The following is a 19,440-nucleotide window of genomic DNA, read 5'->3' as shown; positions in this document are numbered from 1 at the left end:
AACTTTCTAAAAAACGCCAATAACACCTCTAATCAGAGGCAGTCATTGGCGTTTTTTTATACTTATCGAAATATACTGATGCTTGTTTATAGTCGAAATCACTCTAAACATTCGCTTGCACAAAAGTGTGATAAAGATCTATCCTATGACCATCAGGTGATGGGGTTCCACCTAAGCTTTTGCTTCAACCGCCCGTTCTTTTGAACCGTGCTAATGACTCCTACAGAATCGAAAACAGGTAATACTGTTGGATGTATCGCTACTCCTCCATTTTGAAATGGGCTGCGTCTATTAAGACCAAGTTCCATTACTCCTTTGGATTATCGATACTCAAGATCTGTAGTGACTTAGCCGCACCTCTTCCAACACGTCCTGTTTTCTCAACGCCTTAGGTCAATACGACTTTATTAGTGAGAAAACATTATGCATTACTCTTCAGAAATTCAATCCATGTGCCCTATTCAAAGGGGTGACCTTCACAACTCGGCTCCAATCCCAGTTGAAGGCGCTATGGTTAGTCCAAAAGATGTTATCGCTATCTCAGGTTTAAGCCACGGTGTTGGCACTTGTGCACCACAACAGGGCGCGGCAAAACTGACTCTTAACGTGAAAAACGGCATCATCGAAGAAGCACTCATTGAAACTATCGGCTGCTCAGGCATGACGCAATCTGCCGCGATGGCCGCTGAAATCCTCACCGGAAAAACCATTCTAGAAGCACTTAATACTGACTTAGTGTGTGACGCGATTAACGTCGCGATGCGCGAAATCTTCCTACAGTTTGTTTACGGCCGAACTCAATCTGCTTTCTCTGAAGGCGGCCTAGAAATCGGTGCTGCATTGGAGGACTTAGGTCAAACCCAGCGCAGCCAAGTTGGTACTAGCTACTCAACCGCAGCAAAAGGCGTCCGTTACCTAGAACTCGCAGAGGGCTATGTGACCAAGCTTGCACTTGATGACCACAGCGAAGTAATTGGTTACGAGTATCTCAACCTCGGAAAAATGATGAAGGCGATTAATCAAGGTGTGCCAGCCAATGAAGCGGCTGACCTTGCTACAGGGACTTATGGTCGCTTCGATGAAGCTGTGACCACGATTAACCCACGCCAACAGTAATTTTTGCCAATTTAGAGGAAAGATATTATGAACACTCAATTTAATGAATCAGTAACTCGCGCTTTGGCAGAAATGAACTTCGACTCTTTGGCGCAAGCTGAGCAATACTGTAAAGCCCACAATGTAGACCCAAAAACATTGGTGATGGACACTCAACCAATTGCTTTTGAAAGCGCAGCCAATGCATATACTTTAGGTACAGCCATGGCTCTATTCCATAAAGCAAGCAACGCTGAACAAGCAGCCAACATCATCGGTGAAGGCCTCCAAGCATTCACAAAACCCGGTAGTGTTGCCGAGCAACGTCAAGTAGGTATTGGTCATGGTGCGCTTGCTGCTCGTCTTCTGAATGAAGAGAGTCACTGCTTTGCTTTTCTTGCAGGTCACGAGTCTTTTGCTGCCGCTGAAGGCGCAATTAAAATCGCATTAAACGTCAATAAATCACGTAAAAATCCATTAAAAGTTATCCTAAATGGTTTAGGTAAAGATGCGGCGTACTTAATCTCACGCATCAATGGCTTCACTTACGTGCGCACTCAATACGACTATCAAACCGGTGAACTCATTGAAACAGAACGTCGCCGTTTTTCACAGGGACCTCGTGGCGAGATCCTGTGCTACGGCGCCGATGATGTTCGTGAAGGTGTAGCAATCATGCACAGAGAAGAGGTGGATGTGAGCATTACGGGTAACTCAACCAACCCAACACGCTTCCAACACCCTGTTGCGGGTATCTACAAAGCAGAGCGTTCTCGTCAAGGCCTACTTTACTTCTCAGTCGCTTCAGGCGGCGGTACAGGTCGAACTTTACACCCAGACAACGTTGCTGCAGGCCCTGCATCTTACGGCATGACAGACACCATGGGCAGAATGCACGCAGACGCTCAGTTTGCAGGTAGCTCTTCAGTTCCTGCTCACGTTGCTATGATGGGTTTCATCGGCATGGGTAACAACCCAATGGTAGGTGCTACGGTTGCACTGGCTGTCGCGGTAAGCGAATCTCAAAACGCATAATGATAGAAGTGACTGTCAGCATTTAGCGGATCAAGCCGAGGCGCTAGTTGAAAAATCGACACCAACACAGTCAAAACTCTACTCCCATCACTAAAACTATACAGCCAGCCCTATGTTGGCTGTTTTTTATTCACACTTGCTCTAGTATCTATTCTTATTCAACACGTGTATTTAACTGCATCTTTTTAAAGGAATAATATGAAAGAGCTCATCATTCATACCATCACCGTGTTCATGGGATTTTTCGCCATCATGAACCCTATCGCCAATACGCCGATCTTTCTTGGTTTAACAGGCGACAACGACAGGGAGACAGTTAAGTCGATCGCGTTCCGCTCAGTGTTTATCGCATTTATCATCGTCAGTACGTTTGCCATTTCTGGCAAGTTGATCTTCGACCTTTTTGGTATCACGCTTTATGCCCTGCGCATCACAGGTGGTATTTTGGTCTTCTTGATTGGCTTTCACATGCTACAAGGTGAATCGACACATTCAAAGGCGAAAGAGAAAGTCAACTCAGATGCCCAACAAGATGCAGCGCTGAGTATCGCGGTCTCGCCACTGGCCATGCCGATATTGGCAGGTCCGGGGACAATTGCCACCGCGATGAACTTTGCTAGCACTGAGGGCATCTATGAAACCATCATCACCATCATTGCGTTTGGTCTGTTGTGTACCTTAACTTACGTATTGTTTGTGTTTGGCGAACGCTTCGTGAAAGCCGTAGGGCCAAGCGCACTGAACGTGATTACTCGAATGATGGGTTTGATACTGGCAGTTATCGGTATGCAGATGTTGATTGAAGGTATCGAGCAAGCTCATAAAGCACTGTTTGTTTAAATAGTCATTCGAAGGGAATATTGACTCATATATCCACCATTTGTATTGATCTGCAGCGTTTTCTCATCGCAGAAAAATATCTCTCAAAAGACAAGCAATATCATTTTACAGACTTTATCCCGATGCGCCCTTTCATAACGAGGGCGCTCTCTTTATGATGAACGCAATTAAATTAACTTTGCTAACGACAGCGCTGGTTATTCGAGCCGCTGTTATGAAATAGCAAAATCAAGACTCAACACATGGAGATTCAACATGGCTTTCTTTTCACTAGCCTTCGGTACGGCAACCACAAACCGCGACAATAAAATCATTGAAGCGTTCTTCCCTAGCCCCCTTCTAAACCCAAGCGACGCTCTAGTAGCGGCTGTTGGTGAAGTAGCAGGTTACACTGAAGGCAACCAAGCTATCGAAATCTCTGCTGCACAAAGCGCAAAACTAGCGAAAGCATTCTTAGCAAACGACGACGCAGCAAACGCATCTTTCGCAGAAAAAGCAGCTGCGTCTGAACAGCCACTTATTCTTGTTGTTCTTGCGACTGACGAGAAGCCAGCATCTGTTGCTGAAGGCTTCCTTAAGCTACAACTTATCTCTAACCGCCTAGTTCAGCCGCACGGTACTGTACTAGACGGCATCTTCGGTCTACTGCACAACATCGCATGGACAAACGAAGGCCCAATCGATCTTCCTGAACTAGCGGATCGTCAAATCGAAGCTCGTCTTGCAGGTCGTACTCTGTCTGTAGATTGCGTAGATAAGTTCCCTAAAATGGTTGATTACGTGGTACCAACAGGTATTCGTATTGCTGACACTTCTCGTGTTCGTCTTGGCGCACATGTGGGTGAAGGTACAACGGTTATGCACGAAGGTTTCATCAACTTCAACGCGGGCACAACTGGCGTAAGCATGGTTGAAGGTCGTATTTCTGCAGGTGTTGTTGTAGGTAACGGTTCAGACATCGGCGGCGGCGCTTCTATCATGGGTACTCTGTCTGGTGGCGGTACTATGGTTATCTCTATCGGCGAAAACTGCCTACTGGGCGCAAACGCTGGTCTTGGCTTCCCAATGGGCGACCGTTGTACCGTTGAGTCTGGTCTATATGTAACGGCTGGTACAAAAGTTCGCATGCTAGATAAAGACGGCAACGAAGTAGAAATTATTAAAGCTCGCGACCTAGCTGGCGTTTCTGATCTGCTGTTCCGTCGCAACTCGATCACTGGTCAAATTGAGTGTCTAGCGAACAAGTCTGCTGTTGAACTGAACAACGAGCTACACAGCAACAACTAATCAAGCATTAGATGATAGAAAATACGAAGCCGCTGGGGTGAAATCCAGCGGCTTTCTTCATTCTTTTGCTAGTATCCAAAAGTATGTCGCCCCTTAATCCCCTAACATACACACTTTCTAACAAATTCATCTTATCCTGTGACACATGGCAGAAACAGCTCAGAGGGTCAAATTCCCTGCTAACACATAACTAAATGGCCATGATATTTTGAACAGTGTTTTATTGTTTTATATAATCATCTCAATTGATCCACTCATTTCGAACAAAATTCTCATGCACAGTTTAAAAAAACTCCACGATCTATCAAAGAAAGTTCATCCGCATTGTTATGGAGTGGACTACCTTCGTAAAAACATTCGATTTGTTATGTGGGGGTTGCTCAATCGCCAAGTGACTCAAGGAGTGTACGATTTACAGAAGGATAAAAAACTAACAGCAATCTTTGAAAACGACTACAAGCTCTTTGAAAAGCCATTAAAACCATTCATCTCTCCTAGTTTCTCATCCACCCAGAGGCTAGATCTGATACGATCGCATTTTCAAATTTTAACTGACAAGTTTAATAGTAAGGTTATAAACCTTTATGAAAAACCATTCGAGATAACAACCTTCAAAGATCGGCATGGTCAACCTTACACGATCGAGCTTTATCCTGGAGAGTCAAGAGAGGGATCTATTGGCATTAAGCTTGTAGAATTGCATTCTGGCCAGACCATATATTCAATTACATGTAACCTCTCTGAAGAAGGAAATGACAGAGTGTTACACATAGGTTGCTTACAAGGAACCAACCGTCATGTCATTGATAGTCAGATTAAGATTAAAGAAATAACTCGAACACTTCACGGCCTTCGCCCTAAAGCTCTAATGCTCAATTTGAGCTTAATGTTTGCTAGGTATTTTGAAGTGAACAAAGTGATCGCAGTATCAAATAAAGGCCATGTATATCAAGCTTTGCGATACTTGGGTTCAAAAAGAGGGGCTATTAGCAGTGATTATGACTCTTTGTGGGAAGAGATGGGCGGACAAAAAGTAAATAAGTTCTTTTATCAGATTCCAGTTAAATTAGAACGCAAAGACCTGACCCATTTAAAAAGAAGTAAGCGTAACCTTTACTCAAAAAGGTACGCTCTACTTGATAAATTGGAGGAGGAGCTGACTGAGTCTTTATCAAAAATTGCCTTACCAAACGAAGCAAGCAATTCAATTATTTGAACCGGAGTGATGTCATCCACTCTGAGAGTAAATAGATCTAATGATAAAAAACAATTTCCTCGTTCATAATAACAATTAATTATTGAGCAACCTTCAAACATACTGACCAAATGAAATGAAAAGCGCAGACCTTTCGATCTGCGCTTTTCATTTTTGCTTAACAGAATCTAGATTAACGCGGCACGATTAACCCACGTTCTTGCGTGCGTTTTGGAACATACGCATCCAAGCACCATTCTCGCCCCAACCTTCTGGAGACCAAGAGTTAGCGACTGTGCGGAATACACGCTCTGGGTGAGGCATCATGATAGTCACGCGGCCATCCGTCGTTGTTAAACCTGTGATAGCGTTTGGCGAACCGTTCGGGTTATTCGGGTATTGCTGCGTTGGGTTACCGTGGTTATCAACATAACGTAGAGCAACCGTACTTGAGTTTTCAATCGCGTTTAGGTGGTCGTTGTCACGTACTTCTACGCGGCCTTCACCGTGAGAAACAGCGATAGGCATACGAGAGCCTTCCATGCCGTTGAAGAATACAGAATCTGATTTCTGAACTTCAACTAGGCTGAAACGTGCTTCGAAACGCTCAGATTCATTACGAACAAAACGTGGCCAGTACTCAGCACCAGGAATAAGCTCACGCAGGTTAGACAGCATCTGACAACCGTTACATACACCTAGAGAGAAGGTATCTTCACGCTTGAAGAAGTTTTCAAATTGCTCACGAGTCGAGTCATTAAATAGAACCGACTTAGCCCAACCTTCACCAGCGCCCAGTACGTCACCGTAAGAGAAGCCACCACATGCTACAAGGCCGTTGTACTCATCAAGTACCGCTTGACCAGTAAGGATGTCGCTCATGTGAATATCTGTCGCTTCGAAGCCTGCACGATCAAATGCTGCTGCCATTTCAACATGAGAGTTAACACCCTGCTCACGTAGAATCGCCATCTTAGGTTTAGCACCAGTGTTAATGAAAGGTGCTGCGATGTCTTCGTTTACGTCGAAGCTCAGTTTCACGTTCAGACCTGGATCTGAGTTGTCTTTCTTCGCTTCATGCTCTTGGTCAGCACAAACTGGGTTATCACGTAGACCTTGCATCTTATGCGTAGTCTCAGCCCAGATAGTACGTAATTCAGTACGGTTACGTTCAATCACGACAGACTCACCAGACTTAATCACTAGCTCATCAGATGCTTCAACAGAACCGATTACGTGTGAACACGCTTCTAGGCCGTTTGCTGCAAGAGTTGAAAGAACAGCGTCTAGGTCGTCGTTACGAACTTGGATTACCGCACCTAGCTCTTCATTGAATAGTGCAGCTAGAGTATCTTCGCCTAAAGCTGCAATATCAGCATTAACACCACAGTGACCTGCGAATGCCATCTCAGCAAGAGTAACGAATAGACCACCATCGCCTTTATCGTGGTAAGCCACAACTTGATCGTTAGCAACCAGTGCTTGAACGCCTTCGTAGAAACCTTTCAGTTGTGCTGCGTTGTCTACGTCTGCAGGCTTATCACCAAGCTGCTTGTAAACTTGCGCCAGTGCCGTTGCTCCTAGACGATTTTTGCCGTTACCTAGGTCGATAAGAACTAGTGAAGTGTCGCCTAGTCCTTCAAGGTTATCAGGGGTGCGAAGTTGAGGCGTAATCGTCTTACGAACATCTTCAACACGAGCAAATGCAGTGATAACAAGAGATAGCGGAGACGTTACTTCTTTCTGTTCGCCGTTCTCTTCCCACTTCGTCTTCATCGACATTGAATCTTTACCCACAGGGATAGTTAGACCCAGTGCTGGACATAGCTCTTCACCAACGGCTTTCACCGCTTCGTAAAGACCTGCATCTTCACCTGGGTGACCCGCTGGAGACATCCAGTTAGCCGACAGTTTAATGTGTTTGATATCGCCGATGTTAGTCGCTGCGATGTTTGTGATTGCTTCACCAACCGCTAGACGAGCAGATGCGCCGAAGTCTAGTAGAGCTACTGGCGTACGCTCGCCAAGAGACATCGCTTCACCGTGGTAAGAGTCGTAACTTGCTGCCGTTACCGCACAGTTAGCAACAGGAACCTGCCATGGGCCAACCATTTGGTCACGAGCAACAAGGCCAGTTACCGAGCGGTCACCGATAGTAATAAGGAATGTTTTCTCTGCGACAGTTGGTAGGCGAAGAACACGGTCAACTGCTTCGTTCATTTCGATACCAGAACGGTCAATCGCTGGGTTGTTCGCTTTTAGCGTTTTTGCGTCACGGTGCATCTTAGGTGTTTTACCTAATAGGATGTCCATCGGCATGTCGATTGGCGTGTTGTCGAAGTGTGAATCTTCAAGTTTCAGTTCACGCTCTTCAGTAGCTTTACCAACCACTGCGTAAGGTGCGCGTTCACGTTTACAAATAGCGTCGAACGTTGCCATGTCTTTGTCTGCAACCGCCATTACGTAGCGTTCTTGAGACTCGTTACACCAGATCTCTAGTGGACTCATACCCGGCTCATCGTTTGGCACGTCACGCAGGTTGAAGATACCACCACGCTCGCCATCGTCAACGAGTTCAGGAAGTGCATTTGAAATACCGCCCGCGCCCACATCGTGGATGAATGCGATTGGGTTCGCATCACCTAACTGCCAACAACGGTCGATCACTTCCTGACAACGACGCTCCATCTCTGGGTTTTCACGTTGTACCGAAGCGAAGTCAAGATCTTCAGAAGAAGAACCAGAATCCATTGAAGATGCCGCACCGCCACCAAGGCCAATGTTCATTGCAGGACCACCTAGAACGATTAGGCTTGCACCTACTGGGATCTCTTTCTTCTGAACGTGCTCGTCACGGATGTTACCTAGGCCACCAGCCAGCATGATTGGCTTGTGGTAACCACGAACTTCTTCACCTGCGTGAGAGTTTACTTTCTCTTCGTAAGTACGGAAGTAACCTAGTAGGTTTGGACGACCGAATTCGTTGTTGAATGCGGCGCCACCAAGAGGACCTTCAAGCATGATGTCCAAAGCATTAACGATACGGCTTGGCTTACCGAAGTCAGTTTCCCAAGGTTGAACAAAGTTCGGGATCTTAAGGTTAGATACAGAGAATGCCACAAGACCAGCTTTTGGCTTACCACCGATACCTGTTGCGCCTTCATCACGGATTTCACCGCCTGAACCTGTTGATGCGCCCGGCCATGGAGAGATAGCTGTTGGGTGGTTGTGCGTCTCAACTTTCATCAAGATGTGTGTTTTCTCTTGGTGGTAGTTGTACTGGCGAGTTTTAGGATCTGGGAAGAAGCGACCTACTTCAGAGCCCGTCATAACAGCCGCGTTATCTTTATAAGCAGAAAGTACGTTATCAGGTGTCACTTCAAACGTATTTTTGATCATTTTAAACAGAGATTTTTCTTGCATAACGCCGTCGATAGTCCAGTCAGCGTTGAAGATCTTGTGACGACAGTGCTCTGAGTTCGCTTGTGCAAACATCATTAGCTCGATATCAGTCGGGTTACGTTCGAGCTTGGTTACAAAGCTTTCAAGTAGGTAATCAATCTCATCTTCTGCAAGAGCGAGACCTAGGGTAACGTTTGCTTCTTCAAGCGCTTTACGGCCACCTGTAAGAAGATCAACTTCCGCATAAGGTGCCGGTTCAGCAACGGTGAACAATGCTGCCGCAGATTCGAAGTCAGTGAAAACCACTTCCATCATACGATCGTGAAGAATCGCTTTCAGTTCAACCAGTTGAAGCTCAGAAAGTTCTGTTGATGTCTCGATGTAAAAAGCGGTACCGCGCTCAAGGCGAACGACTTTATCAAGACCACAGTTGTGAGCGATGTCTGTCGACTTTGAAGACCAAGGAGAAATAGTACCTGGACGAGGAGTAGCAAGCAGCAGTAAACCTTCAGGTTCATGCTCTTCAATCGTTGGACCGTAAGTCAGTAGCTTTTCTAGCTTCTCAACTTCAGACGCGTCTAGGTCTGCTATTAAATCAGCAAAGTGAGCAAACTCAGCGTAAATACCTGTTACAGGTAAGCTTAATTCACGACAAAGCTCTAAAAGCTTGTTAACACGAAACTCAGATAGAGCTGGGGAGCCACGCAAAATTCTCATGTGCTTAGGTCTCTTATGCAGTTGATTAAGGTGATATTGGAATAAATTCAGTGGGTTAAAGGAAAAACCTAACTGTTCTCTTCGAAGCTATTCCCGAAGGTTTAAAAACCTATGCCGATTCCACCTCTTCAATGCGAGCGCATTATAAAGCATTTTTTTTTGTGACGTAACACCAAAGGCAACCGTTTGCGTGATTTTTTTCATGTTTCTGAGCAAATGGTGTTTTTGCTGCATTTATCACCACTTTTACATCTGTTTAAAGAAACCTGCTTTGCCAGTCTGGCGGGGTTTGGTATAAAGGGGCTTCCACTTTTCGAGATTTCATTTTGATGCCTAAATTTTCTCTCATCTTTTCGTCTAAGTTCTTTCTGCTGGGTATCGCTCTGTTTGGGCTAACCGCATGCCAGATTGAATCTGAACCTAAAAGTGTCCTCGAGCAGATACGAGAGCGTGGCGTGCTTCGTGTCGGTACTCTGAATAACCAACTCTCCTATTACATTGGTCCTGATGGCCCTTCTGGCCTCGATTACGAATTGGCTCGTGAGTTTGCACAAGAACTGGGGGTTAAGCTTGAGGTTAAACCGGCTTACCGTCTATCGGGCCTATTCCCAGCTCTAAATAAAGGCGAGATCGACCTTATCGCTACGGGGTTAACGCAAAATAACAAGCTGACTCGTGCTTATCGTGTAGCGCCTGCTTATTACTATGTAAGCCAACAGGTGGTGTACAAAAAAGGCCAATGGCGTCCAAGAAACCTAGATCAACTGATCAAGTTTGAGAACGAGCGCCAGACTAAATTCATCAAAGCGCAAGCTGAATCACAAGACGCGTCACATAAGGAGACTCTGACGCCCTCTTTAGTTGTGGTCAAAGACTCGCACTTTGAACCAACACTTAAGCAATTACAGAACACACACCAAGACTTCATCTACGAAGCAGTTAGAGATGCTGATATCAATGACTTGCTAAAAGAAGTATCAACAGGCGAGCGCCTATTCACGGTTGCCGACTCAATCGAGCTGTCGCTGGCACAACGCCTATACCCAGACGTAGCGCTGGCGTTTGAGCTAACGGAAGACCAGCCTATCTCTTGGTACTTAGAGAAGTCTGAAGATGAAAGCCTTTACGCATTGCTGATTGAGTTCTTCGGCAATCTAAAACAGTCTGGTCAACTTGCTTTGCTAGAAGAAAAGTACATTGGTCACATTGGCACTTTTGACTACGTTGATACTCGTGCCTTTATCCGCGCACTAGACAGCAAGCTACCAAAATGGTCGCTACTGTTTCAGAAGTATTCGCAAGAGTTTGACTGGCGTTTGATTGCCGCACTGGCATATCAAGAGTCGCACTGGAACCCAGTCGCACGCTCACCAACTGGTGTTCGTGGCATGATGATGCTGACACTGCCGACAGCGAAGAGCGTTGGTGTGACTAACCGTCTCGACCCTAAACAGTCGGTACAAGGTGGCGTTGAATACCTGCGTCGTATCGTTAACCGAGTACCAGATTCAATCAAACAACACGAAAAGATCTGGTTTGCGCTTGCTTCATACAACGTCGGTTACGGACACATGATGGATGCACGCCGCTTAACCAAAGCGCAAGGCGGAGACCCTGATGCTTGGGGTGATGTAAAAGACAGGCTGCCTCTACTGAGACAGAAGAAATACTTCAGTCAAACTCGTTATGGTTATGCACGTGGTGATGAAGCTAGAAACTACGTAGAGAACATTCGCCGTTATTACCAAAGCATCATCGGCCATGTTAATAAACGTAATAAAGAACAAGAAGAGAGTCTTGAAGGATTGAGCGTTATTCCACCTTTAGAGACTTCTGGGGCTGACTCCAGCATCAGCGCTGCAGAATCAACAGTTAGCGGTTCTGAGTCTTCGAACTAGAAACCAAAAGAGCAATGCCTTCCAGTATTGCTCTTTTTTATTGCGCTTTCTATCCCTTACACAAAGGAGTGGTGTGGATAAAAGGCAGTGTCATATTACAGTAACAATTGCACCTTATAACGACACACCACAATCAAGATTAACGTTCTGTTTGGCTAGACCATTGGCCGAAGTTAGAGGCTTAAGAATAGAATTGCTCTTCTAAGTCAGCTTCTACGCGACAGAACAAACAGACGAATCACACTATAATTAAGTCGTTAGTCCAAACGACACACTCAGACGACCAATAGGAAATCATTGAAATGATGAAGAAACTGAAATCGAAACGCCTTGATAAGACCGTTGCTGCAAACCGTCGTAAGCGTATGCTTTCAAATAATAAGAAGAAGATCATTTGGCGTAACCGTGCTTTCATGCAGATGCTTGCCGAGTAAACACTAAGGCCAATAAGTTTGTTTGGCACTCTAACGATGAGAGTGCCTTAGACTAAAGGCTATTTCTTTTTACGAGCCTTGTCAGCTTCCAGCTGCTTCTCTTCCAACAGACGCTCTTGCTTTCGCTTCTCTTTTATCTCTTTTCGACGACGCTTAAAAAACGCCTGTAGTTGCTCGCGACACTCGTCTTCTAATAACCCGTGCTCAACATCGGCATAATGGAAAGAAGCTTGGCTTTCAAACAAATTCAACACCGTCCCTGCCGCACCTGCTTTTAGATCTGGCGCGCCAAAAACAATGCGCTTCACTCGGCTGTGTAACAAGGCACCCGCACACATAGGACATGGCTCAAGCGTGACATACAAGGTGGTATCAAGCAGTCGATAATTTTCCAGAACTTGCCCCGCTTTACGCAAGGTTTCCACTTCAGCATGCGCTGTTGCGTCATGGCTACCAATCGAACGGTTCCACCCTTCAGAGATAATCTCACCATCTTTTACCAGCACAGCACCGACGGGTACCTCTCCCTCACTCTCAGCTTTTTTGGCCACTTCGATGGCACGTCGCATGAAGATTTCATCTTGAGGGGTGAATTGATGGTCTGACAAAGGGGACTCCAAAAACAAACAATAGAAACAAAAAAGGTATGCGGTGAAGCATACCTAATCTTAGTGATGATGGACAACAAAGAGGTGATGAACAATAACCACCTGCTAGATAATAGAGGTTAGTTATTAATTCTAACTATATCTTTATCTCTATCTAAATAATAGAAAAAGCCCGCACATTTCGGTGCGGGCTTAGTAATGAATAAAGCTTAATTTTGCTTAGTTCAATCTTACATTGTATAAGTGTAAGGTGCTTGGATACCTAGTGGGACACCAAGAGCCCAGTAAGCTAGCAGGAAGATAGACCAACCGATTAGCATTGCAATCGAGAATGGCATCATTAGAGAAGCTAGAGTACCGATACCTGTAGACTTAACGTAGCGTTGGCAGTAAACAACAACCAGTGGGAAGAACACCATTAGTGGGGAGATGATGTTAGACACTGAGTCACCAACACGGTAAGCCGCTTGAGATAGCTCAGGAGAGATACCTACAACCATTAGCATTGGAACTAGGATTGGACCGATAAGAGCCCACTTAGCCGAAGCTGAACCAACAAGAAGGTTAACTGAAGCCGTTAGTAGAATCATACCAACGATTGTCGCTTCACCAGGAAGGTCCATCGCTTTCAGGCCTTCAGCACCGTAAAGTGCCAGCATAGTACCAATGTTTGATTGACCGAATGCCGATAGGAACTGTGCACAGAAGAACGACATTACAATGTACGCGCCCATCGTAGCCATTGTCTCAGACATCGCCTTGATTACGTCATTGCTGTTCTTGAAAGTACCCGCTACACGGCCGTAAACGATACCTGGGATGATGAACAGGATGAAGATCAGAGGAACGATAGACTTCATAACTGGTGCAGAGAATGCTGTTAGCTCACCTTCAGGAGAACGCAATGCAGAGTTCTCAGGGATTAGAGCTGCAACAAGCAGACCAATACCAGCAACCATTGCCCAACCTGCGTATTTGAATGCTTTTGATTCAATTGCAGTGAACGAACCTAGATCAGGTGCTTCTTCAGCATCTTCATCAACTGGCGTGTTCGCTAGGCGAGGTTCGATGATCTTCTCAGTTACGTACCAACCGATAGCAACAATAAGAACTGAAGATAGGCCAGTAAAAAAGATGTTCGCTAGAGGGTTAATCACGTATTCAGGGTCAAGAACGTTTGCCGCTGTTTGCGTGAAGCCAGCGAGTAGCGGGTCGATACCTGAAGGAATGAAGTTCGCAGAGAAACCACCTGATACACCAGCAAATGCTGCTGCAATACCCGCTAGAGGGTGGCGACCCGCAGCATGGAAGATGATACCGCCAAGAGGGATTACTAGAACGTAACCTGCATCAGCTGCTGTATGAGACACGATAGCAACCAAGATTAGCATTGGCGTAAGTAGCTTAGCTGGCGTGAAGTTCAGCATCTTCTTAAGGCCAGTAGTAATGAAGCCTGAAGAGTCTGCAACGCCAACACCTAGCATAGCAACAAGTACGATGCCTAGTGGTGCGAAGCCTGTGAACGTAGTAACCATATTCGCTAGGAAGCGAGCCAGCGCTTCACCAGTCAGTAGGTTATTTACTTCTAGAGCAGCACCCGTTTGAGGGTTGATTAGATCGAATGAAAGATTCGACAAAAGTGCAGATGCTACCCATACGATAACTAGAGCCCAGAAGAACAGGATTGCTGGATCTGGAATTTTGTTGCCGGCGCGTTCAATGAAGTTTAGAAAGCGATCCATTCCACTGATCTTGTCAGTCGATGGTGCTTTTTTTACGGCTTGGTTACTCATTGTAACTCCATATGTGATGTTGTTTGTTTAGGCCTAATATAAGTTTTTACTACGGCCTATTGGTACAACACATATTCTATTAAAAGCCCCCATAAAAAGCACAAGATTCCATCCTAAGTTTCATAAATGGAGACATATTTTGCAAAAATACCATACAACTACAACAATATAAAAACAAAAAAACACTATTCCATACACATGAGTTTAACCAGTAATTAAACAATGTCCGAGGAGTGAAAATTGTCTGTAAAAGGAGTGGCGTAAGACTTGGCATGCAGTAAACGTTTGCTCAGGGATTAGTCAAACTCACTGTATTTCGAGAGCATAGTTTCGAGGTAAATACTTTGCGTACGATTCATACGATCTTGCCATGCAACTGTGACAATAATGTTTTTGAGGGCACCAGATAAGGCTCCGCTCGCATTAGTAACTTCACATGTCATTGAATATGCAGAACCCGACAAACCGGAGAACGGATCTGAACTCGCGATGTTGAGACAGTAGCTCGACTGATTTAGTTCCTCAAAGGGAATAAGCCCTACCGCACCACTAACATTGAGCGCGCGAGTTCGATAAAACTCCATCTGCCTTTCTGCAAAATGCAAAGCTTCGACACTCTGGAGCGCATGATCCGACTTTTGTTCCGCGTACACCTGTAATTTAACCAGCCCTAACGACGCAACGCCAATCAGCAGAAAAGAGATAAGTACCTCTAGTAAACTGAAGCCAGAATTATTAGAAATCATTCCACGAACCTCGATGCCATTGGTACGTTGAAGGCGGGTCACTTGGGTTCGAATCCGCATCGAAATCCATGTCCATATTCCCCACAATGGTCGTCACTCCCAAGGGAGAATCGAAGATAAGGCCACCAGAAGGTAAACCAGAGGCAAACTGAATCCCGACACTCTTTTTAATCACGCTAGCCTCATCGATGTGTTTGATAAAAGGCGCAAACACGTTGTTAGCCGCAAGCGAGTTCCAGAAGTTATCGACTCGCGTTTTCACATGGCTCTTTTGGTAATCAACCAAGTGATAAATCACCCCGCTATAGGTCATGGCGCCATTCAGTGCGAGCACACCATCTTGAATCACGAGAAGTTGAGAGGGGTTATTTGCAGCTGCTACCGCCGCATTGACGTGACAGTTACCTTCAATCCACAACCCTTTGGTTTGGCCTATCGTAAAATGGTCCATGATCTCAGGGCCACACTCCGTCGCATTCAATAGCTGAACATGCTTAAACAGGTCCGTATCTTGCGACAGGTCGAGAATGTTTTGTTCCGTTCTAGCCATACCAAAGAAGGTGTAAAACGGATTCATATTAGGATCTGGATTGAAGTCTTTTTTGAATGGCAGTGGGTTAGTTCCTTGATAATAATCAGGGGCATAGATCGAATAGGAACTGCCGGAAGTGCCTTTCGGGATCTCTGTTTTATAGTCGCTATGACAAACACCATCGAAACCAGAAAAGGGCCCATCAGCAGTAGGATTAAGGACTTCTAACCCCAACACCAGCCCTGGATCACCGTGAGTAGCATCATATTGATAAGTAAACAGGTCAGCAAAAGAGACACTGACACACTCATATTCATTACCACTGATTGGCTCCTCTTTCGCTGTTGGTTTGAGACTTAACGTACCAACTATCTCTATTGGTCCTGTCGACTGGATTGCTCCCATGCCCAACAGGGAGTGTTCTCTTATCGTCTTATAAAGGGAGTTAGTGTTCGAAGAAGACGTCACCAAATATGTACTAGAACTAGCAGTAATCGACACATCTATTTGAGGCTGATTTTGATAAGGAGAGCACCAGTCTACAAAGTCTGCTGGGCGAGTACTAGCACCTTGAATGTCGGCAACATTTTTATCCAATTCAAGTAGATATGCGTAAGTACACTCCAGTCCACCTTCCGATCGCCAATGTGCTTGCCTGCCTTGAACTTCATTTTGAGCCACTTTCATCTGATGGAAAATGCTTCGATAGGAGCCTAACGTCACGACTAAGGCTCCAAGCAAAAGCACCGATGTAATCAACAATGTCACTACGCCATGCTGCTTTGCATATCTCCTCATTGCCAATTCCTCTGCTTAATAGAAACAGACACTGACTTGGTCACCGCAGCAGTTGTAATTGATGCAGTTATACTGATATCCGTGAGCGTGCTCTTTATCGAGTTCTGCTCTAATACCCGAGACATAATATTGAACTCATCGACATCCATAATGGTGTCATCAAACAATGAATAGCAGCCAGTAACCTGTTCAAACGTGGGGATCGCCTCAGATACTGTGATGCCCTTCTCACATATTTGCAGCTTGGTACCGTTTTTTTGGTAAACAATATTGCGGTGGTTTTTATTGTCGCTCGAAGCCTCTCTGAAATAAACAAAGCCGACCGCAACACCACCACTCACTTGAATCGTATTGCTTGCACCAGACAACTTGATTGAGTATCCGTTTGAGCCGTCGTAACCCGCTCGTTGGATGTCTTCTTTCATCACTTGCATGGTGCTGGTTAGGTTTTGTAGCAGCAGTAACTCAATGCCTTTGTCCTTGGCCATTCTCTGTCCTGCAATAAAAACACTGCCGATAATCGAGATAGCGAAGATACCAATCACAGAGGCCACCATTAACTCAACCAATGAAGTGCCTTGTTGCTTACTGAGCCCTACCACGACAGGTTTAACACGCATCATAACCATACTGCGCACTCGACTCACCACACACTTTTATACGCCCGGGAGGGCTAGATAATTTAATCAATAAACGGTCGGTTGAAGATCTATTGGGAGAAATATAGATCGTGCCTCTGGCAGGTCTCCCCCTGACACTCTCAAAGCTGATCCTTTCCCCTGTGTAATTGTGAGAAAACGAGACATCGCGAAATGGTTCGCCCGACAACTGCAGCAAAGTTTCTCCAGTGAGATCTTCAGTCGGCTTCAACCTTACCGTCCAATCACCAGTCGATTGCACTTCATTTTTTGCGGTAGAAAAATGCACCCAGAGATCCTGATTCCTTTTCACCGATTCAGACTTAGCTTGAATTAAGAAACCGTTGAGCTCCCCAGCCAACCGCTGCATCTTGACGGATTGAGTCACCGAACTAAAACTCGGGGCAGCCGTCGCTATCAGTATCGACAGTACCGATACCGTAATTAACACCTCTAATAAAGTAAACCCGCGAGTCATTTCCCAAACTCCTATGTAATTCAGTGCGTACCCGTATTTAATCTTGCAGCGATGCTACCACCGGAGAAGAATGTACTAAGCTATGAAAGGAAACTACTCGCGATGATTCGAAAAAATATATGCAACAGCAACAACACAAGTATGAGAGGGATGACATTGATCGAGTTATTGCTGGCTGTGGTCATCGTGGGAATAATCGGGGCAATTGCCTACCCAAGTTACACCAACCATGTTATGAAAGCACATCGTGTCACCGCGTTGACCGACATGACCAAGATACAATTAGAGGTGGAAACCCTATATACGGGTGACTATGCATCCGCAGCGCAAGGGATTATTTCCGCCGGTACATGCAGTTTTTGCGATACCAATACGAGCCGATACACGCTCGCTATCTCAGCAAGCAGCACCACCTATACTATTCAAGCTGAGCCGCACGCCCCACAGACAAACGATGACTGCTTAGACTCAACGACTGATATTTTGGAGCTACACCACTCTGGCGTCTCAGAGCCAGAAGCGTGTTGGAAATAACGAGGCAAGACAATCAAGCTAATGTGTCACCTCTTTTCTCTTTTCTCTTTTCTCTTTTCTACAGACACAAAAAAGCCTGCTACATGAGCAGGCTTTCTATTTTCGTCATTAAGTTAAAGTATCGATAACTCAATATTTCAAAAACCTAATTACTTAGTTAGGTCATCGAAGAAATTTTTAACGCCACTGAAGAAACCTTCAGACTTAGGCTTATGCTTGCTTGCCGCTTCGCCGCCACATGTCTCTTCAAACTCACGTAGAAGTTCTTTCTGACGAGAGCTTAGCTTAACTGGCGTCTCAACCACTAGCTTAACGATTAGGTCACCCACACCGCCGCCACGAACGCCTTTCACACCTTTGCCACGCATACGGAACATACGGCCCGTTTGTGTCTCTTCTGGCACTTTAAGGTTCACACGACCATCCAGTGTTGGAACTTCAACTTCACCACCTAGAGCTGCCATAGAGAAGCTTACTGGTACTTCGCAGTAAAGGTTGTTGCCATCACGTTCGAAGATGTTGTGCTCTTTTACGTGAACTTGTACGTACAGGTCACCAGCTGGAGCGCCTTGCTCTCCCGCTTCACCCTCGCCAGATAGACGAATGCGGTCGCCAGTATCAACACCAGCCGGGATCTTAACGTTAAGTGTTTTCGTCTTCTGCTTACGACCTTGACCATGACAAGAGTTACATGGGTCTTTGATGATCTTGCCTTTACCGTTACAAGTAGGACAAGTCTGTTGAACCGCGAAGAAACCTTGACGCATTTGTACTTGGCCGTGACCATGACAAGTGCCACAAGTTTGCGCAGAAGTACCTTTCTTCGCGCCGCTACCATCACAAGTGTCACATTCAACCAGTGTTGGTACTTCAATCTCTTTAGATACACCACGAACCGCTTCTTCAAGAGTCAGTTCCATGTTGTAACGTAGGTCTGAACCACGTTGTGCACGTTGTTGACCGCCACCACGACGACCGCCGCCGAAGATGTCGCCAAATACGTCACCGAAGATATCGCCGAAGTCACCTTGACCGCCGCCGAAACCGCCGCCGCCCCCCATACCGCCTTGTTCAAAAGCTGCATGGCCGTATTGGTCGTAAGCTGCTTTCTTTTGAGGATCGGTTAGGATCTCGTACGCTACTTTTACTTCTTTAAATTTGTCCGCTGCGCTCTCATCACCCTGGTTACGGTCCGGGTGGAATTTCATTGCTAAGCGCTTGTACGCTTTTTTAATATCGCGCTCTGATGCATCGCGGCTTACGCCTAATACTTCGTAAAAATCACGTTTTGACATGTTCTAGGTCACCAAAATAATTGCTACTACCGAAAAGTAACTTCAGTAGTCTGTGTATCAATCTAGATAAAGGTTCGAGATTCGAGATTCGAGATTCGAGATTCGAGATTCGAGA

The 19,440-nt window shown here is 45.6% G+C and carries 15 protein-coding genes, 1 pseudogene and 1 riboswitch; of the genes and pseudogenes, 8 read left to right on the top strand and 8 right to left on the bottom strand.

Translation table 11 applies throughout. The annotated features are described in order from the left end of the window. The first annotated feature begins 146 nt into the window (after window positions 1-146). Window positions 147-230, top strand: a riboswitch (Fluoride riboswitch). 193 nt (window positions 231-423) lie between these two features. The 5 genes from A3712_RS06020 (at window position 424) to A3712_RS06000 (ending at window position 5,473) form a co-directional block, all read left to right on the top strand. After that, window positions 424-1,116 (top strand): iron-sulfur cluster assembly scaffold protein, encoded by a 693-nt coding sequence (locus tag A3712_RS06020; protein ID WP_017071044.1) that lies wholly within the window; start codon window positions 424-426, stop codon window positions 1,114-1,116. Between the two features lie 24 nt (window positions 1,117-1,140). Then, window positions 1,141-2,130 carry a GGGtGRT protein gene (locus A3712_RS06015; RefSeq protein ID WP_063522704.1) on the top strand — a complete coding sequence of 330 codons (990 nt, stop codon included), beginning with the start codon at window positions 1,141-1,143 and terminating at the stop codon, window positions 2,128-2,130. 198 nt (window positions 2,131-2,328) lie between these two features. Next, complete coding sequence (locus tag A3712_RS06010) at window positions 2,329-2,970, top strand: MarC family protein (RefSeq protein ID WP_008223835.1); 642 nt, start codon at window positions 2,329-2,331, stop codon at window positions 2,968-2,970. Window positions 2,971-3,225: 255 nt separating this feature from the next. Continuing rightward, the gene (dapD, locus tag A3712_RS06005) at window positions 3,226-4,257 is read left to right on the top strand and encodes a 2,3,4,5-tetrahydropyridine-2,6-dicarboxylate N-succinyltransferase (protein WP_063522703.1); all 1,032 of its coding nucleotides are present in this window, start codon (window positions 3,226-3,228) and stop codon (window positions 4,255-4,257) included. Window positions 4,258-4,531: 274 nt separating this feature from the next. Beyond that, window positions 4,532-5,473 carry a VirK/YbjX family protein gene (locus tag A3712_RS06000; RefSeq protein ID WP_063522702.1) on the top strand — a complete coding sequence of 314 codons (942 nt, stop codon included), beginning with the start codon at window positions 4,532-4,534 and terminating at the stop codon, window positions 5,471-5,473. Between the two features lie 186 nt (window positions 5,474-5,659). On the opposite strand, the gene purL is transcribed toward A3712_RS06000, so the two are convergent. After that, complete coding sequence (gene purL, locus A3712_RS05995) at window positions 5,660-9,571, bottom strand: phosphoribosylformylglycinamidine synthase (protein WP_063522701.1); 3,912 nt, start codon at window positions 9,569-9,571, stop codon at window positions 5,660-5,662. A 329-nt stretch (window positions 9,572-9,900) separates the two neighbouring features. Here purL and mltF point away from each other — a divergent pair, with 329 nt between their 5' ends. After that, on the top strand, window positions 9,901-11,469 hold the full coding sequence (gene mltF, locus A3712_RS05990; protein ID WP_063522700.1) for a membrane-bound lytic murein transglycosylase MltF: 1,569 nt from the start codon (window positions 9,901-9,903) through the stop codon (window positions 11,467-11,469). Between the two features lie 302 nt (window positions 11,470-11,771). Next, complete coding sequence (locus A3712_RS28610; protein ID WP_004737586.1) at window positions 11,772-11,903, top strand: hypothetical protein; 132 nt, start codon at window positions 11,772-11,774, stop codon at window positions 11,901-11,903. A 59-nt stretch (window positions 11,904-11,962) separates the two neighbouring features. Here the strand turns inward: A3712_RS28610 and tadA are convergent. From tadA to A3712_RS05960, 6 genes and pseudogenes are all read right to left on the bottom strand, one after another. Further along, window positions 11,963-12,563, bottom strand: a pseudogene (tadA, locus tag A3712_RS05985) (tRNA adenosine(34) deaminase TadA). 178 nt (window positions 12,564-12,741) lie between these two features. Next, on the bottom strand, window positions 12,742-14,304 hold the full coding sequence (locus A3712_RS05980) for an AbgT family transporter (protein ID WP_063522698.1): 1,563 nt from the start codon (window positions 14,302-14,304) through the stop codon (window positions 12,742-12,744). Between the two features lie 296 nt (window positions 14,305-14,600). After that, window positions 14,601-15,050, bottom strand: a complete 450-nt coding sequence (locus A3712_RS05975) for a type IV pilus modification PilV family protein (RefSeq protein WP_063522697.1) — start codon at window positions 15,048-15,050, stop codon at window positions 14,601-14,603. Further along, the gene (locus tag A3712_RS05970; RefSeq protein WP_063522696.1) at window positions 15,040-16,380 is read right to left on the bottom strand and encodes a hypothetical protein; all 1,341 of its coding nucleotides are present in this window, start codon (window positions 16,378-16,380) and stop codon (window positions 15,040-15,042) included. Before A3712_RS05970 ends, A3712_RS05975 begins: the two co-directional genes overlap by 11 nt. Continuing rightward, window positions 16,377-17,009 (bottom strand): PilW family protein, encoded by a 633-nt coding sequence (locus tag A3712_RS05965; RefSeq protein ID WP_082856184.1) that lies wholly within the window; start codon window positions 17,007-17,009, stop codon window positions 16,377-16,379. The genes A3712_RS05970 and A3712_RS05965 overlap by 4 nt, the downstream gene beginning before the upstream one ends. Next, the gene (locus A3712_RS05960; protein ID WP_063522695.1) at window positions 16,990-17,496 is read right to left on the bottom strand and encodes a GspH/FimT family pseudopilin; all 507 of its coding nucleotides are present in this window, start codon (window positions 17,494-17,496) and stop codon (window positions 16,990-16,992) included. Before A3712_RS05960 ends, A3712_RS05965 begins: the two co-directional genes overlap by 20 nt. 102 nt (window positions 17,497-17,598) lie before the next feature. On the opposite strand from A3712_RS05960, the gene A3712_RS05955 reads away from it, so the two are divergent. Beyond that, a complete protein-coding gene (locus tag A3712_RS05955) occupies window positions 17,599-18,030 on the top strand; it encodes a type IV pilin protein (RefSeq protein ID WP_082856183.1) in 432 nt (143 codons plus the stop codon). Between the two features lie 149 nt (window positions 18,031-18,179). Here A3712_RS05955 and dnaJ read toward each other — a convergent pair whose 3' ends face one another. Next, on the bottom strand, window positions 18,180-19,325 hold the full coding sequence (dnaJ, locus tag A3712_RS05950) for a molecular chaperone DnaJ (RefSeq protein WP_063522693.1): 1,146 nt from the start codon (window positions 19,323-19,325) through the stop codon (window positions 18,180-18,182). Window positions 19,326-19,440 lie beyond the last annotated feature (115 nt).

The organism is Vibrio sp. HI00D65, from assembly GCF_001635455.1.
Taxonomy (GTDB): domain Bacteria; phylum Pseudomonadota; class Gammaproteobacteria; order Enterobacterales; family Vibrionaceae; genus Vibrio.
The sequence above is the reverse complement of the archived record's forward strand: the minus strand, read 5'-3'. Positions and strand labels throughout refer to the sequence as shown.

What these genes read in the sequence shown, in the direction of transcription:
- A3712_RS06020 (WP_017071044.1), top strand. Translation starts at nt 424, where the DNA reads ATGCATTACTCTTCAGAAATTCAATCCATGTGCCCTATTCAAAGGGGT.
- A3712_RS06010 (WP_008223835.1), top strand. Translation starts at nt 2,329, where the DNA reads ATGAAAGAGCTCATCATTCATACCATCACCGTGTTCATGGGATTTTTC.
- dapD (WP_063522703.1), top strand. Translation starts at nt 3,226, where the DNA reads ATGGCTTTCTTTTCACTAGCCTTCGGTACGGCAACCACAAACCGCGAC.
- A3712_RS06000 (WP_063522702.1), top strand. Translation starts at nt 4,532, where the DNA reads ATGCACAGTTTAAAAAAACTCCACGATCTATCAAAGAAAGTTCATCCG.
- purL (WP_063522701.1), bottom strand. Translation starts at nt 9,571, where the DNA reads ATGAGAATTTTGCGTGGCTCCCCAGCTCTATCTGAGTTTCGTGTTAAC.
- mltF (WP_063522700.1), top strand. Translation starts at nt 9,901, where the DNA reads ATGCCTAAATTTTCTCTCATCTTTTCGTCTAAGTTCTTTCTGCTGGGT.
- A3712_RS28610 (WP_004737586.1), top strand. Translation starts at nt 11,772, where the DNA reads ATGATGAAGAAACTGAAATCGAAACGCCTTGATAAGACCGTTGCTGCA.
- A3712_RS05980 (WP_063522698.1), bottom strand. Translation starts at nt 14,304, where the DNA reads ATGAGTAACCAAGCCGTAAAAAAAGCACCATCGACTGACAAGATCAGT.
- A3712_RS05975 (WP_063522697.1), bottom strand. Translation starts at nt 15,050, where the DNA reads ATGATTTCTAATAATTCTGGCTTCAGTTTACTAGAGGTACTTATCTCT.
- A3712_RS05970 (WP_063522696.1), bottom strand. Translation starts at nt 16,380, where the DNA reads ATGAGGAGATATGCAAAGCAGCATGGCGTAGTGACATTGTTGATTACA.
- A3712_RS05965 (WP_082856184.1), bottom strand. Translation starts at nt 17,009, where the DNA reads ATGGTTATGATGCGTGTTAAACCTGTCGTGGTAGGGCTCAGTAAGCAA.
- A3712_RS05960 (WP_063522695.1), bottom strand. Translation starts at nt 17,496, where the DNA reads ATGACTCGCGGGTTTACTTTATTAGAGGTGTTAATTACGGTATCGGTA.
- A3712_RS05955 (WP_082856183.1), top strand. Translation starts at nt 17,599, where the DNA reads ATGATTCGAAAAAATATATGCAACAGCAACAACACAAGTATGAGAGGG.
- dnaJ (WP_063522693.1), bottom strand. Translation starts at nt 19,325, where the DNA reads ATGTCAAAACGTGATTTTTACGAAGTATTAGGCGTAAGCCGCGATGCA.